The organism is Cyclobacterium xiamenense, assembly GCF_042140265.1.
Lineage (GTDB): Bacteria > Bacteroidota > Bacteroidia > Cytophagales > Cyclobacteriaceae > Cyclobacterium > Cyclobacterium xiamenense_A.
Window position 1 is genome coordinate 1,471,386 of record NZ_CP159481.1, and the last position, 15,688, is coordinate 1,487,073.

16 protein-coding genes are annotated in these 15,688 nt (G+C 46.8%); 6 read left to right on the top strand and 10 right to left on the bottom strand.

All coding sequences use genetic code 11. The features are described from left to right. Nucleotides 1-2: 2 nt before the first annotated feature. The 3 genes from ABWH99_RS06310 (at nt 3) to ABWH99_RS06320 (ending at nt 2,847) form a co-directional block, all read left to right on the top strand. Nucleotides 3-1,193: a hypothetical protein gene (locus ABWH99_RS06310; protein ID WP_375585441.1), complete on the top strand. Its 1,191-nt coding sequence runs from the start codon at nt 3-5 to the stop codon at nt 1,191-1,193. Between the two features lie 376 nt (nt 1,194-1,569). Beyond that, the gene (locus tag ABWH99_RS06315; protein WP_375585442.1) at nt 1,570-2,151 is read left to right on the top strand and encodes a hypothetical protein; all 582 of its coding nucleotides are present in this window, start codon (nt 1,570-1,572) and stop codon (nt 2,149-2,151) included. Nucleotides 2,152-2,319: 168 nt separating this feature from the next. Continuing rightward, the gene (locus ABWH99_RS06320) at nt 2,320-2,847 is read left to right on the top strand and encodes a helix-turn-helix domain-containing protein (RefSeq protein ID WP_375585443.1); all 528 of its coding nucleotides are present in this window, start codon (nt 2,320-2,322) and stop codon (nt 2,845-2,847) included. 18 nt (nt 2,848-2,865) lie between these two features. Here the strand turns inward: ABWH99_RS06320 and ABWH99_RS06325 are convergent, their stop codons facing one another. Continuing rightward, the gene (locus ABWH99_RS06325; RefSeq protein WP_375585444.1) at nt 2,866-3,468 is read right to left on the bottom strand and encodes a porin family protein; all 603 of its coding nucleotides are present in this window, start codon (nt 3,466-3,468) and stop codon (nt 2,866-2,868) included. Nucleotides 3,469-3,852: 384 nt separating this feature from the next. Between ABWH99_RS06325 and ABWH99_RS06330 the strand changes: the two genes are divergently transcribed. Continuing rightward, nucleotides 3,853-4,881 carry a hypothetical protein gene (locus ABWH99_RS06330; RefSeq protein ID WP_375585445.1) on the top strand — a complete coding sequence of 343 codons (1,029 nt, stop codon included), beginning with the start codon at nt 3,853-3,855 and terminating at the stop codon, nt 4,879-4,881. A gap of 4 nt (nt 4,882-4,885) precedes the next feature. Then, nucleotides 4,886-5,449 (top strand): polymer-forming cytoskeletal protein, encoded by a 564-nt coding sequence (locus tag ABWH99_RS06335; RefSeq protein ID WP_375585446.1) that lies wholly within the window; start codon nt 4,886-4,888, stop codon nt 5,447-5,449. A gap of 119 nt (nt 5,450-5,568) precedes the next feature. Here ABWH99_RS06335 and ABWH99_RS06340 read toward each other — a convergent pair whose 3' ends face one another. From ABWH99_RS06340 to ABWH99_RS06380, 9 genes are all read right to left on the bottom strand, one after another. Next, nucleotides 5,569-6,960: a sodium-dependent transporter gene (locus ABWH99_RS06340; protein WP_375585447.1), complete on the bottom strand. Its 1,392-nt coding sequence runs from the start codon at nt 6,958-6,960 to the stop codon at nt 5,569-5,571. Nucleotides 6,961-6,992: 32 nt separating this feature from the next. Beyond that, a complete protein-coding gene (locus ABWH99_RS06345) occupies nt 6,993-7,940 on the bottom strand; it encodes an SDR family oxidoreductase (RefSeq protein WP_375585448.1) in 948 nt (315 codons plus the stop codon). Next, a complete protein-coding gene (locus tag ABWH99_RS06350) occupies nt 7,915-8,766 on the bottom strand; it encodes a peptidylprolyl isomerase (RefSeq protein WP_375585449.1) in 852 nt (283 codons plus the stop codon). Before ABWH99_RS06350 ends, ABWH99_RS06345 begins: the two co-directional genes overlap by 26 nt. Next, nucleotides 8,759-9,697 (bottom strand): hydroxymethylbilane synthase, encoded by a 939-nt coding sequence (gene hemC, locus ABWH99_RS06355; protein ID WP_375585450.1) that lies wholly within the window; start codon nt 9,695-9,697, stop codon nt 8,759-8,761. Before hemC ends, ABWH99_RS06350 begins: the two co-directional genes overlap by 8 nt. Continuing rightward, entirely contained in the window at nt 9,697-10,605 is a 909-nt protein-coding gene (rimK, locus tag ABWH99_RS06360) for a 30S ribosomal protein S6--L-glutamate ligase (RefSeq protein WP_375585451.1), read from the bottom strand. The genes hemC and rimK overlap by 1 nt, the downstream gene beginning before the upstream one ends. Then, entirely contained in the window at nt 10,602-11,048 is a 447-nt protein-coding gene (locus ABWH99_RS06365; RefSeq protein WP_375585452.1) for an ATP-dependent zinc protease, read from the bottom strand. Before ABWH99_RS06365 ends, rimK begins: the two co-directional genes overlap by 4 nt. Before the next feature lie 55 nt (nt 11,049-11,103). Continuing rightward, the gene (locus ABWH99_RS06370; protein ID WP_375585453.1) at nt 11,104-12,237 is read right to left on the bottom strand and encodes an ATP-binding protein; all 1,134 of its coding nucleotides are present in this window, start codon (nt 12,235-12,237) and stop codon (nt 11,104-11,106) included. Nucleotides 12,238-12,248: 11 nt separating this feature from the next. Further along, entirely contained in the window at nt 12,249-13,451 is a 1,203-nt protein-coding gene (locus ABWH99_RS06375; protein ID WP_375585454.1) for a GlmU family protein, read from the bottom strand. A gap of 72 nt (nt 13,452-13,523) precedes the next feature. Further along, entirely contained in the window at nt 13,524-13,769 is a 246-nt protein-coding gene (locus tag ABWH99_RS06380; RefSeq protein ID WP_375585455.1) for a type B 50S ribosomal protein L31, read from the bottom strand. Nucleotides 13,770-13,979: 210 nt separating this feature from the next. Here ABWH99_RS06380 and ABWH99_RS06385 point away from each other — a divergent pair, with 210 nt between their 5' ends. Beyond that, complete coding sequence (locus ABWH99_RS06385; RefSeq protein WP_375585456.1) at nt 13,980-15,650, top strand: hypothetical protein; 1,671 nt, start codon at nt 13,980-13,982, stop codon at nt 15,648-15,650. The last annotated feature ends 38 nt before the right edge of the window (nt 15,651-15,688 follow it).

Below are 15,688 nucleotides of genomic sequence, written 5' to 3' on the forward strand. Positions count from 1 at the left end.
TTATGAACAAATCCATATACGTTCTTTTTTTGGTATTCATTTGCTATGCTTGCAACCGGTCTGAAGAACAGATGGAATCCGGTCCAAGGACAAAATTGACGCTGGACCTGGTGGACAGCATCCTGGTGGAGGAGCTTAGCCCCCTGGTCATCGATGATTACCTGGAAAGTACAGGTCATTTTTTGATGCGGGGGACCAGGAGTAGAAAGCCTTATCTGGTAAACGATAATGGCCTTGTTTTAAAGGAATATGACATCCTGAATGACGGCCCCGATGGGATAGGTCCCAATGGGGCATTTGGATATGGATTTTTGGATCAGGACCGATGGGTGGCTCAGGGAATGTTCAATGGCTACCATATTTTTGACTGCGAAGGTAGGAAGGTGAACTATCTGGAACCCATTCAATTGGGGATTTTTGCCATGTCCATTTATAGTTATCGTACTTTTTTCCGAAGTTTTACTAAATCCGGGAAAGGGGTTATTATTGGACAAGAGCAAAATTTATTTGATCCCAAATCCATCGAAAAGGAGAAAATTCAAACGCCGGAATACTATGAAAAGGTCAAAACAGTCTTTGCCTATGCCCTAGAAAATGGGCAACTGGACCTTTTGGAGACCTACCCGGAGGATTGGACTCCCCGCAAAATGGGAGAATTTGTCGGGCAAAGCCAACCCATTGTGGCTTATCACCGTAGGCTGCATGAAATGGCCATTTTACCGACATTGGGCAACCAACTTTTTATATACGATTTTTCCAAAGCAGATCCAGAATTGAAAACGGTGGTGGAATTGTCCCATCGCTTTCGGCCGGACGGGCTTCCGGGGCCCGGCCATAACGTGGAAGGGTACTCAGATTACCCCAACTTCACCGATATCAGGTATGTTGGTGAAAGGATACTGGTTGAGTTCAAGACAAAAATACCTATCGATATCCTAACTCAGCTGAGGGCCAAATCCGAACAGTACCATACCTTGCCTGAATTTAAGGAGGCCCTGGAAACTTTTGTCAAACCCTATTACATGGTCGTGGAAAATGGGAGCCAAATTGGGGTTGTGGATGGATTACCCGTGCATGGAGCATTGGATTTCGCAGATGAAGACGGGTACATTTATGTAAATGATAATCTCGAACCGGAGGTGGAAAGGAATTACACTATTTTTTATAAATTGAATTTCAGTGATTTAGATTAAATCAGAGGCTGGATCTATTTTTATTTCAATAATATTTCATTTTTGGGTATTATTTTTACCCTAAAAAAAAATTTTATTCCGTTAAATCAGGTATTTGGAGTGAGAAAATCATCCTGTTTCCTATTTTTTGCCCCAGGTATTCACTACTTTTTAATTTCGGAATACATAATATCTAAGCACTAATGTTACTTAATAGTTAATTTTTAGATATATTCATTATTATATTTGCAATACACTATCCTCTCTGTTACATTTGCATCATACTTACGTAAGTAACTCGATTACCCGCCCAAAATAATTAGCCTCAAACAAAAATTTGTCGGGAAGAACCCGCGAAGAGGTTTTACATGTTTCTAAACCTTTAAGATTTAATACCATGAGATTAATTATTGCAACACTACTCGCTTTTATTATTAGTTCCACGGTTTTTGCTACCGCACCCATGGAGAATCCACCGATCGTGACCCTTGAAAAAATCGGAGAGAAACGGTTTCAACTGAAATATCTGGAAATTCCTGAGGGCAAAGTAACGGTCGCGTTCAAAGACGAAACCAATCGCATCATCTACCGGGACGTCATTGAATCTGACAAGGTGTTTTTTAAAAATTACGATTTAAAACGATTGGATCTGGGCACCTATCAGGTGCAAGTATTCAGCGACGAATCCGGTAAGCTTTCCGATTTTGATGTCTTTTTGGGGCCAGAAAGTGTTGAAAAAAGCTATTTCGCCAAAGTCACTAAATTGGACGACCAGTCGTTGGCCGTGGTCGTGAAAAACCTCGACGAAACAAAAATGAATCTCGAAATCTTCGACAAGGGAAATCTCGTGTACGAAGCTCCGATCACCGGAGAGGCTTTTGGTAAAAAGTTTTCTTTTAAAAACGTTGCTTCGCTAAACGACATCACCATCAAGGTCTCCGACAGGAATGGATTTGGTAATTACCTGTCCGCTCGTTAAAAGAAATTGAACCGACCACTAACAATTTGAAAAAGGCCGTCCCTGTGACGGTCTTTTTTTTATACCGCTGTGTTTGCCTACAGGGTTTTGAAATTTATTTATTGCGCTGCTTGTTATGCATGTATGCATGAAATACGGATAAAAAACATGGTTTGTCCCCGCTGTGTCATGGCTGTAACGGAAGTCTTAGGGAAAATGGGTCTTGCATTCGAGAAAGTGGAATTAGGTTTGGTGCAATTTTCCGATCCGCCGGATAGCCGCGCGGCGGAAGCATTCGAGAAAGAACTCCATGCGCTGGGTTTTTCGTTAGCAAAATCCAGAGAAATGGTTTGGGTAGAAACCTGTAAGCTTACCCTGATTCGATTGCTAGGTGAAGGAGCAGAGGCTCAGCAATTTCCGGTTTCACAAATACTCTCTGAAAAAACCGGCGTCTCCTATTCCCGGCTGAGCCAGGTGTTCAGCCGGCTTCAGGGAATGACCATCGAGCAGTATTTTATCGAATTGAAAATCGAAAAAGCGAAGGAGCTTCTTAGCGATGCTTCTCACAACATTTCTGAGACTGCATGGAAACTGGGTTACAGCAGTATGCAGCATTTTTCAGCACAGTTTAAGAAGCATACCGAAATGACGCCCAGCCAGTTTCGAAAACTTAGCCGAAAGCCCCGAAGATATTTGGATCAGATAGGTAAAAAATAATCTGGATAGGCCACGCTGCTAAAACAAGCGAATGCCCAGCGAAAGGATCAATTGGTTTTGCCGTTGATCGGTGGGCAGGCCGGCAATGGAATCAACGTGGTTTGCCAGTGCACCTTCGTACTTAAAATCAAGAATCATGTTGGCTATATCCAGCCCGATCCCGGCCTGATACCCGAGCGTGGTGGTATTGGGATCCGAATCGATTGAAAGAGCAGGATTCTGTGCGGTTAATTCGTTGTCGAGAATGAAGGTAAGGGAAGGTCCAGCCTGTATCCGGAAAAAGTTTGCAAATTTAAATCCGGCCATCAGGGGGACATCGATCCTTTCGAAACTGGCGGTATAGCTAATCTGACCGCCTGACTGAAGGTCTTCAAATTCGCCACCGGTGTTGGTGTAGAGGATTTCCGGTTGGATGAATATCCGGTTACCTCCCAGGCGGGCGAAAGCTCCCGCATGGTAACCCAATTTTTCGTTTCCTTTTGAAAAGGAAGCACCGGTTACGGATAGGTTGCCCTGCGAAATACCAATCTTGGGCCCGATGGAGAATTCTTGTGCCCAGACTTCTCCGACAACTAGGACAAGAAGCAGCAGTACCAGGTTCATGTGGATTCGTGGTCTCATGCGCTTGAAGGTATTGGTGTGACCACAAAGCTAAACAAATTCAAAAAGAACCGGTTAAAAAAATGCAAATTCCTTGCCGGGAAAGTTGGCTGGCTATTGCCCTGCGGGGTAGTTTTCTATCAAATGCAAAATTTTATACACAAACTTAGAGATGTAGCTTGTAATTTCGACAAGGTTCCTTTAATTTGTCTTTAAAGAAAAGGTTCGGCATTTGCTTCCTTAAAATATTGATAAAAATAATTAAGTTTGTAAAGTAGGCAAGCAATTCTGGTGCTGCCGTATCCATTCAGGGAGACTTTCTCTTGGGAATTTTAGTTTTTAGGTTTGAAAAATTAGAAAAACGGACAACTGTTTTAAACGGACAAAAGAATAAAAAAAAAATCCATGATAGAAGTAATAAAGTACCCCAGTGTTTTGGAAAGTAGTAATCTTGAGTTGCGGAATGTCGCAAAAGATTTGGTTTCCGGACTGAAGATTTACCACGATAACATTGGCTACCTGGTGGGAGATTTGGCACTTTCTGAAGGGACATCTCCACACAGAAATATTAACAGTTCACCCGAAGAAATTGATTACCGGATGTTTTTGAAGGCAGGACTTTTGCTGGCCTCCCAAAAGCTCGGCAGTCCCATCACTGTTACTACTGGATTTCCGTTTTCTACTTTCCAGGTGTTTAAGGAAAATGCCTACCGACTATTGGAGAACGAGCACATCATCGAATACGATACCCAGACCTTTGGAGGAGGAGGTCGTAAGAAAATGGCAGTGGAAGTTGATCGGGTGGCGGTGATACCCGAGGTGGTTGGTTGCAGCATGGCTGTACGGCAAATGTACAGCGATGCGCCGAAAAATTTCTTCATGATCAGTCTTGGATACGGTACGATGGAGGCCATTCTGAGTACCGAGGGAGGACTGGTACAGCGATCCAGCGTCTCTACGTTTGGGTTGAGGTATGCCATTAACTTGATTACCCGTGAGCTCCAAAAGGATAATTACCTGGATTTGAAAACCGAGCACCAAATCGATCGATATTTCAGCGAAGGGACAATTATCCTAAATAGAAAACGTTTGGATTTAAGAGAACTTCGAAAGCAGGTAATCTCCCAATATTACAATGATGTAATTTCCCCCTCGCTACGAAAAGCGTTTTCGGACAGTGACTTTTCAAAGTCCGCAGATCTTTACCTGGCCGGCGGTGGAGCCAACTACGCGGAGTTGGTGAATCTGTTTCGGGATGAGTTTGACGGGCTATTAAACGTGCACGTGCCCGAGGCCCCCGAGCAAATGGCCTCCATAGGGTATTGTTACAACAGCCTGGCCATTAGTGGAGGAGCCAAAGATAAGGCCGTGGGCCTGGATCTTGGAAACAGTTCTACCATTCTCACGACGTTCAAACAAGAAAAAGAAGATTGAGCCTATGAAATTTGGATCCAACAAGCAACAAAGTGTAGAGCCCCACGCAGGCAAGGTAACGGTATTATCCCTTGGCTTTGAACTTACGGGAGACATCATTTCCAAAAGTGACATCCGGGCCGACGGTATACTCGTAGGTAGCATACGTACGGACAAGAAAGTGGTGGTAGGCGAAAAGGCATCGATCACCGGAGACATTATTGCGGAAGAAATCAGTATCAGCGGGGAAGTCGTTGGTGATTTGTACATCAAAGGCGAAACCACTATTTATGCAGACGCGAAGGTCGCAGGAAACATCGTTACCAGCTCAATTTTTATCCATAAGGGGGCGCAGATCAACAGTGGTATACAGGTGGTCGATGCCAAAGCTGTAGAGGAAGCATCGAAATCCAGTAAGATCAACTCTGTCAGTAGGGAAGAGTTGTACTCCATGCTTGACGATCGAACCGCCAAAAAGAAGGATGTGCCGGTGAAGCCAATTTCCAAGCCAGAACTTCGATCATTTAAAGAGAGTAGTTCCACAGATTCCGACGATAACGACGCGCTTGATTTTCCAAGGTCCTGGTAAACCGGGGCAAGCGAGAATCGATCACGGGGTACCTGTTACATTACCATTTGATATAAATAAAAAGGCAGCCGAATGAAATAGGGCTGCCTTTTTATTTGGAGCTGGAAATCGATTGGATATCATCCCCCTTCCCCAGGCTCCCCAAATATGCCGATCATGTTTAGCAATACCAAAAGGATTACCGCCGGGCAGATCCAACGGATAAAGAACATCCATGCGGTCTTGGGGAGTCCATGAAAGGAACGCGACCCCATGGACAGTTCGGAAGCAAATTCTTTTACATTTTTGATCCATCCGGTGTACAGGCTGAGCATGAGACAGATAATCACAATTGCAAGGGTTCCAAAGAAAAAATCCATCATGTCAAAAAAACCGGTAATCTGCCTTCCGAAAAAGTTGAACCCCAGCTTATTGAAGAAATTTCCTTTTACTGCCGCTAGTGAAGAAGGGATACTCAATACCATCGCAGCCATACCGATGATCCAGGTAGCTTTTTGTCGGGACCATTTTCGTTCGTCAATAAAATAGGCCACCGGTACTTCCAACATGGAAATACTAGAGGTGAGTGCCGCGACTAGTAAAAGCAGGAAAAACAAGCCACCAATGATATTTCCGAAAGGTTCAATCTGATCGAAAACTCTCGGGAGCACATTAAACACAAGGGCAGGGCCTTCGTCGGGACTCACTCCGGGTAGCAAGGCAAACAGTGCCGGGAAAATCATTAAGCCGCCCATCAGGGCAACCATACTGTCCATTCCAGCGATCCAACCCGAAGATTGAATCACGTTGCTATCCCTGGGCAGATAGGATCCAAAAGTGATCATGAGCCCCCAGCCCACGGATAGACTAAAGAAGGCCTGTCCCAATGCAGACAGAATTACCTTCCCGTTGATCTTTGTGAAATCCGGGGAGAGGTAATATTCGATTCCTGCACCAGCGCCCGGCAGTGTCACCGCCCGAGCGGCAATCAACAAGATGATCAGGAACAATACCGGCATTAAAAATTTTGCAGCCTTTTCAATACCTCCCGATATTCCTCCCAACACGACGGAGATGGTAAGGAGAATAAAGAGCATGCAAAGTGGAATGACATAAGCGGGGGTCTGGATAAAATCCTCAAAATCCACGGGTATATTTATCAGTTCGGTAAAGATATACCCGATGGTCCAGCCCGCGATTACAGAATAATAACTCAGCACGCCAAAACAGACCATTACACAAAGTACACCTGCCGATTGCCAAAAACGGTTACCCCCGGTCTCCTTGATTGCACCTACAGGGTTTTTACCGGACTTCCTACCGAGTGCGATTTCGTTTAGTAGTAAAGGGAGGCCGATAAGCAGGACACACAGCACGTATACGAATACGAATGCTCCCCCACCATTTTGTCCGGTAATGTAGGGAAAGCGCCATATGTTACCCAATCCCACGGCTGAGCCTCCCGCAGCCATTATAAAACCAAAGGTAGATCCCCATTGCCCTCTCGAGGAGCGACTGACAGAATTTTGCATACTGGTGGTTTGGTTGGTGATTAAAAAAGGTGTTAGGTTTTGTAGTCGGCTAATTTAATTTGTTTTGCTAGAATACCAATTCCCTCCTCAAAACTTTTCGGACGAAAGCCTAATGTTTCCTTTGCTTTGGTTATGATGAGGCCCGTTCGCAAGGGTCTTGCCGCCACCTGTCCGAAATGGCGCGAATCGGTTTTTTTAATACCTTTGCTATTCAATCCGAAAAACCTGGCGGTCATCATGGCCATGTCGTAAGGGGTGAGCAGTTCTTCGCCTGAAATATTAAAAACTCCCGTTGCCTTCTTGTCCGCGACAAGAAGACAGCCCTCGGCCAGGTCTTCGGCCAGGGTCGGCGTTCGAAATTGATCATCGACCAATTCCAGTTCTTTTTGCTGTTCCAGCCCTTTTTTCACCCAAAGAATGATGTTGGAACGACTCATGTCATGGGCAGTGCCGTATACCAGGTTGGTACGAACAATGGTCCAGTCAAAAGGATATTTACGAACCAAATTTTCCGTTTCCAGCTTGGTTTTTCCATAGTAGTTCACCGGGTTCGGTTGATCTTCCTCGTCGTAGGGGCCGTTCTTTCCATCGAAAATGAAGTCGGTTGAAATAAAAATCAGGTGTGCTTTACAGGCTTTGCTGGCGTTTAGGATGTTTTGGGTACCGGTTACGTTTTGTTCGAAACAAGCGTGCCGGTTTACCTCGCAGCGATCCACGTCCGTCATGGAGGCTGCATGAATTACAAACTCAGGGGAATATATGCGAAACACATCCATTACCTCTTTTTCCTTGGTAATGTCCATTTGTTCAAAGTCGTACCCTCCCCATTCCCCGGGCAGCCGGCAGGAGCCCCTGCCCGTGGCAATGGGGTCGTATTTTCCGTCAATGAGGATTTTTTTAACTATCTTCTGTCCCAACAAGCCGTTCGCTCCGGTGATTAGTACTTTTGGCCGCTCACTCTTCAGGATATGTAAATCCATATTCTTCCGTAATTTTCTTCTTCGTTACTAATTCAATGTCTACGTGCATGTAAACAGGAGTAATAGGTTTGTCATTTTGGTCCGTTTCCACACGGGAAATTTTCTCCATTACCTCCAGACCCTGTATTACCTTACCAAAAACCGTGTAGGTGTCGTCTAAATGAGGCGCACCTCCCACCGTGGTGTAGGCCTGGAGTTGGTTTTCTCTTTTGCTTATTCCCAAATTTACATTAAAAAATTGTTCCAGTACTACTTTTTTTGAAAGCATTAGCGCATTTATGCTGTCTATTTCCTGTTTTTCATACAATCGGCGGTAGGTTTCTCTCAATCCTTCGTTGCTATCCAGCTGCAAATACTGGAAAAATACCTTTTGGAGTTTGGCCATGTCGGTGGTCAATGCGGCTTCGTCGTAGACTCGTCCCTGGACAATGTAAAACTGGCAACCACTTGAACGGCGCTCTGGATTTATCCGGTCTCCCTGACGGGCAGCAGCCAGGCTGCCCTTTTCGTGGATAAGATCCGGGTGAATCTCCGCCGGTAGCGTGTACCAATCTTCCTGAGGCAATCCCTCCTTGGTAAAAACGTCTCCTCCCTGGATCATGAAATCACGGATGATCCGATGGAATTCCGTCGAGTCGTATCGACCGGAAGTAGCTAATTTGATAAAATTTTCCTTGTGAGCCGGGGACTCCTCGTAAAGGATGGCGTACATGGTGCCGTATTCGGTTGTCAGTGTTACGAGGTAATCCTTTTCGCTGGCACAGGAACTAGTGAAACCCAGTCCGCAAATCAGCCAAATCCAGGCAATTATCGGCCGCTTATTCATTGATGGTTCCTTTAATCTCTTTCAATAGTTTGTCTCCCCCCTTCTTTAATATGCTTTCAGCCAATTTGATGCCGAGAGAATGGGCTTCTTCTTTGCTACCCTGAAAGGCGTCGTAAATCCTGGCCTTTCCTTCCAGCTGCATCAGACCTCCGCGCAGCTGCAGTGTCTCGCCCTTCCATGTGGCCAGGGCAAAGGCCGGGATGCTGCAGCCCCCCTCCAATACCCGCAAAAAACTTCGCTCGGCTTGCAGACAAATGGCGGTTGCAGGATGATTGACCGCAGTTTGAATTTTTTCTTTAAGCGAGGGCGAGAGGCTGCGGTGCGCTTCCACCCCTATGCATCCCTGCCCGACAGCGGGAATGAATTCGTCCAGCGAAAGCTCCTTTTGTATCAGTGCGTCGTAGCCCATCCGGTGTACCCCGGCGTAGGCCAATAAGAGTCCATCGCAGACTCCGCGTTCCATTTTGGCGATGCGGGTTTGTAGATTTCCCCGAATGTCTGTGGTGCGCACCTGTGGGTAATAGTACGCAAGGGTGGCAATTCTACGGGTAGAAGAGGTGCCCAATACCAGGGGGGGTCCGCTCGTTTCCAGGTCCGGGAAGGGATTTTTATGGCTAATGATTACATCGTTAACTTTTTCCCTTTCGGTAAAAGCGACGATTTCAAAACCTTCTGGTAGTCTGGAGGGGAGGTCTTTTGCGCTGTGAACCGCGATATCGACTTTTTTTTCAGCCAGTTGATTTTCCAATTCTTCCGTAAAGACCCCTTTGCTTCCGATTTTGGAAATGGCCACGTCAAGAACCTTATCCCCTTTGGTTTCGATGATCGCAGTTTCGGTAGGCAGGCCACTGGCCTGAAGCAGCGCAGCGACGTGATGAGCCTGGTATAGGGCCAGTTTGCTTCCCCTCGTTCCAATGCGAATGGGTTTCATTATTGATCTGATTTTCGTTTGTTATTTTTCCTGTCAACGGAAGACTCAATGAACGAGATGATTTTGCCGGCGATGTCTATTCCTGTAGCTTTCTCGATGCCTTCCAGCCCCGGAGAACTGTTCACTTCCAGAATGAGTGGCCCTCTGTCGGATTGGAGCATGTCTACACCCGCTACGGACAAGCCAAGGGCCTTGGCTGCGTTTAGCGCGGCGGTTCGCTCTGATTTACTCAGCCGGATGACTTCGGCCTTTCCACCCCGGTGAAGATTGGATCGAAATTCTCCGTCGGCTCCCTGTCGTTTCATGGCTCCTACCACCCGGTTATTTACAATGAACGCACGAATGTCGGCGCCTTTCGCTTCTTTGATAAACTCCTGTACGATGATTCGTGCTTTTAGGCCGTGAAAGGCTTCAATGACCGACTGTCCCGCTTTTTTAGTCTCTGCGAGCACTACGCCCAGGCCCTGGGTGCCTTCCAGAAGCTTGATGATAAGAGGTGCCCCACCGATCATCTCGACCAGCTGTTTCTCACCTCCTTTGGAAAAGTTCGTAAAGGCTGTTTTTGGCATGCCCAATCCTTCCCGGGAGAGAATTTGTAACGAACGTAACTTATCCCTGCTTCGGACAATGGCTTGTGATTCTATCGCTGAAAATACGCCCATTAATTCAAATTGCCGAACCACCGCTGTACCATAGAAGGTGACTGAAGCCCCTATTCTGGGAATAATGGCATCGATGCCGGTAAGTTTTTCTCCCTTGTAAAGAATGTAGGGTCCATTTTGTTCGATGATCAGGTCACAAGCCGAATGGTCAATCACCATGGGTTCATGTTCTGCTTCCCGGATTGCCTGTACGAGTCGCTTGGTTGAATACAGATGAGGGTTTCGTGATAAGATGGCTATTTTCATGGCTGGGTACTGGTTAGTGGTTTTCCGGCCTGATACGTCTTGGCTACGTCTACCAGAAAGCGATTCTTGAGCATCTTCCTCCCCAGTAAAACTGCATGTTTCATTTTTGACCGATTCGATAGGGTAAATGCGACCGGAATGGATTGCGCTCCCAAAACCAGTCGGGTGTGTACCAGAAACCGCTTTTCCATCTGGCCGAAGGAATTCCTGACGTTTTTTACCTGGTAGGATGTGGTGCGAATTTTTTTACCGGAAAAGGCCGGCTCGCTGACCGGCAGCAAGACAAATTCCAGAATGGACTGGCCCTGTTCCGTCTGCTCAATGACAGCGTCTGCATGTATGGCGCAATTGTAGGCTCCGGTATCCACTTTGGCGACGATTGCATCAATCGACCAATCGGGTAGCCCCACCAATTCCTTTCTACCTATTATAGCTTTGTTCATCGATTCAAAGGTAAGTTTTTCCCGCCGCAAACAAACCGACCTGCAGGATTTTGCATCAACTCGTCTTTATAATTCTGGCCAGTGAAAACGCCAAATCCAAAAAAAGCAGTTTTGCATTGGCGTTCCTTTCTATGTGGAAGTAGGCCTCGTTCAGGAGGGTATATAAGTTGGAAAGTTTTTCATCCGTAAGCACCGAACCGGAGAACTTAACAATAAATTCCCTGTCTGCTTCATCCGTACGCATCAGGTTTGGTACCTGAGCGCGGTTTAAGAGGGATTCCCGGATGACATTTACCCCAGTCAACAGGAGGGATTTTTGCCCTTCTTTACCGGTAATACTCATCTGCTCAGAAAACCGAAGTAGTGCCGGAATGTCCACTGCGTAGCAGTCGCGTAGCCAATCCCTGAAAAGAAGGGTGTTTTTATCGGCTACGTTTTGAGAAAGCAAAATGGCTTCCCGAAGGTTTCCATCGGCCAATGGAGCGATCTGCTGGGCCGCAACCGTGCTGGACAAGCCGGATTGCACCAGGTAGTTTCGGATCTCCTCGTCCGTGAAATTCCTAACGTGGATTTTTTGCGTTCGAGATAAGATGGTAGTCAATAGACTTTCAGGCTGCTGGCTTACCATTAAAAACAACGTCTTGGCCGGAGGCTCTTCCAAAATTTTCAGGAGGGCGTTTGCTGAGGACAGGTTCATGGTTTCAGGAGCCCAGATCAACATCGTTTTGTATCCGCCTTCAAAAGACTTCAGCGAAAGGGTTTTGACAATTTGTCTCGCCGCGTTTTTTGAAATGAGGAGCGGCTTGGTAATTCCCAAATGAGCATGCCAATCCGGTAAATTCCCGTAGGTTTTTTCCCTGACAAAGGATCGCCATGAGGTCAGGTGATCTGATTTTTTTTCGCTTTCGTCTTCTTCCTTTTTTTTAGGTGGTGTGGGAAGCGGCATGGCAAAATTGAGATCGGGATGAATCAATTTTTCCATTTTCTGGCAGGAGGGGCAGGTTCCACAAGAATCCGTTTTTCCCGGATGGGTACAGTTAACATACGTAGCCAGTGCCAGTGCCAGTGCGAGGGTAGGGCTCCCTTCTTTGCCATGAAAAAGCAATGCATGCGCCAGGTGGTCCGTGTTAATGGCCGTAATTAGTTTTTCCTTGGTTTCCTCAAGGCCTGGAATCGATGAAAAAAGCATGATCCTTTCGTTTAAAATTCTTTGTCCCAAATCCGGTACGGCCGTGTGAGTTCGAACACCCGCTGCAAGATGGTCCGTTCCTTTTCATCAAACTCTTTGCCTTTAAATGCCATGGCTTTTTGTGCGGTCTCCTCAAATCGCATCAGCTTGAAGGTGCTGAACCCTGAAGCACCTCCCCAGGCAAAGGAAGAAACAAATTTTCTTGGAAACCCCTCCCCAAACAAATTGGACCCTACGCCGATCACGGTTCCGGTATTCAGGGTGGTCCCGATTCCAAGCTTTACATGGTCAGCGATCATGGATCCGCAAAATTGAAGACCGGTATCGCTGAATCCGCCTTTCGTATAATCCCAGACCTTCACCGGCATGTGATTGTTCTTCAAATTCGAGACCACTGTATTCGCACCAAAGTTACACCATTCTCCCACCACACTGTTGCCCATGTATCCGTCGTGGGACTTGTTGCTATACCCCAGAAATACCACATTGGAGACTTCGCCGCCAACCTTACATCCTGGACCAATCGTGGTGTTTTCCCGGATTTTCGCACCCATGCTTAGGGTCGCGTTCTCACAAAGAGCAAAGGGGCCCCTCACCAAGGACCCTTCCATGATCTCCGCATTTTTCCCAATATAGATGGGACCGTTCGTTGCATTTAGTACGGCAGCTCTGATTTTCGCTCCTTTTTCGATGAAAATATCGGGTTCGCGGTACAGCTGGGTATGGGGGTCGTCCGTGCCCCATGACACCCGCCGACGGGTCAACAAATCAAAATCCTGTTTGATCTCGCTGCCGTTCCATTGAAATATTTGCCAGGTTCTGTTTAGCAGACGAATGTCTTTCTCAAAGATTATCTTTCTTTTGCCCGGCAGGTGGTCGGACTGAAATTGGTCCGGATTTTCCAAAACGGCTGCCAGGAGCGTTTCCTGATGCCATAAGGACTCATTTTCCTTCAGTGCAGCTACTGCTTCGAGCAGTTCCTCGTTCGGACAAAGCGCCCCATTGACATACAGGGAAGGTCCCTGGAGCGGCGAAAACTTCGCTTGCAAGTATTCCTGGGTCAGGTAACCGACCCGGGTCGCTTGCAAATGCTGTTCCCACTTTTCTGCTATCGTCAGGATACCGATGCGAATCGCTGCCACCGGACGGGTAAAAGTGAAAGGCAAGAGGTTGCCCCTGCTCCGGGGGTCATCGAACATCATGAGTTGGTCCATGACACAAAAATAAAAAAGTCTACCGGAATACAACTTCCGATAGACTTTATCTCGGGGGATCTCCCAGAATATTTACTTTTTCTTGTACCTTCTGTTGAATTTCTCCACACGCCCGGCGGTGTCAAGCAACATTTTCTTCCCGGTATAGAACGGATGCGAAGCAGAGCTCACTTCCACCTTTACCAGTGGATAATCCTTACCATCTTCCCAGGTAATGGTATCGCTGGTTTCTATGGTGGATTTGGTCATGAATTTATGCTCGCTGGAAGTGTCAAGAAATACGACTTCTCTGTAAGTGGGATGAATTTCTTTTTTCATTGTATGGCCTATTATTTTCTTCGTCTTCAATTAGAGGCACAAATTTACTTCTTTTTATAATTTTCTCCAAAACATTCCCTTTCAAATATAAAATACTTCCTTAATTTTAAGCCGTATCCGCACCGAATGTACGGCGGTTCGGTTTGCATGCCCTTGGGTTGGGTCGGTCAGATCACCGAAACCAGGCGGTCAAACGAAATGATTTTTCCTATGAGACTGTTTTTTTTCCATGTTCTTGTTCTACTTTTTCAGGCGATAGCTTCCCGAGCGCAAAGTCCCCTGCTGGTATACGACAGAGAGTATTTCCAACTCATCGAACGTTTGGAGATCCGGCAGGGTTTCTTTACCGAAGCATTCCATACGGGTGTGAAGCCATATAGTAGAAAGGAAGCCGTGGAATTTTTGGAAGCATACAGCGACGATCACCCTAACCTTTCCAGGACCGATGCTTTCAACCTGAATTACCTGCTGCGTGATAGTTGGGAATACACGACCGACACGCTGAAAGCAACACCGCAGCAAAACAGGCGAATGTTTTATCGGTATCCTGCCGATTTTTATGCGTACAAGGATGAGGCATGGGACGTGCATGTCAATCCGGTTCTGGATCTCCAGGCAGGGGTTGAATCCGGCGGAGAGGACCTGCGTTTTCGCAATACCCGAGGACTTGCGTTGAGGGGTAGCATGGATAAAAAACTCGGCTTTTACACGATGCTTGCGACTACGGATCTGGTTTTTCCTTCCTGGATAAACGGGTACGTACAACAGCACGGTGCGATACCGGGACAGGGTTTTTGGAAGCGATACGGTGAAAACGGCTACAGTTTTTTTTCAGCCCGTGGGCACGTCACCTTCAAAGCTACCCGGCATATTCAGATGCAATTCGGGCACGACAGTCATTTTATAGGCCAAGGAATGCGTTCCTTCGTGCTGTCTGATTTTTCCAATCCCTTTGTTTTTGTGAAAATCAATACACGAATCGGGCCGGTTAATTTTACCAACCTCTGGGGACAACTCACCGCAGATATTCTGACAGACCGCGGTGTACCTACCGACGGAAGGTATCCCCAAAAATGGTTTTCTTTTCACCGCTTGGGTGTAAATCTGGGAAAGCGATTCAATCTGGGTGTGTACGAATCGGTGATGGCCAATCGTATGGACTGGAATTACCTCAATCCGCTGGTTTTTTACCGCTGGGTGGAGCATCAGTTGGGTACACCCGATAAGGTCATGCTGGGCACAGATTTCAAATGGCATCCCTTTAAGCGCGTGCAGGTCTATGGACAATTTGTTTTGGATGAGTTTGTGTTCAATGAGTTTTTTGGAATTTCCGGCAGGGGATCCAGCCGCAACAAACACGGGTTTCAAATTGGTGTACACCATGTAGAGCTGGCGGGCGTTCCAAACCTGGACGTCCAGGTGGAGTACAACCACGCTCGTCCCTACACCTTTCAGGAGAAGTTCGATTACCAGTCTTACACCAATTACCGCATTCCCCTTACCCATCCGCGAGGCGCCAATTTTCGTGAATTTCTTTTTCTAGGCCGCTTTCAAGTGCTGCCAACGTTCACCCTGCGTGGAACTTTTCTCTACCAATTACATGGGAAGGACCCGGTCCCGACGGCTAATTTTGGAGGTGATATTTTAAAAAACAGGGTTGAGAACAGTACCTCCCTGTTTGGCAATTTCATTGGGCAGGGGGAAAAATCGCAGGCGTTTATGGGGACTCTCCGGGCGTCTTACATGCTTCATCACGATGTATTCCTCGATTTTTCTCAAACCTTACGCCGGGATTCCAGTGACGCTGGTTCATCCGAAACCAGCACCTACTTTCAGGCGGGCCTGCGGCTGAACGCGGGCTGGTTTGACCCCCACTTTTAAGTGGCCGGGATAGACAGGCCCGTTATTCGCCCGAAAAA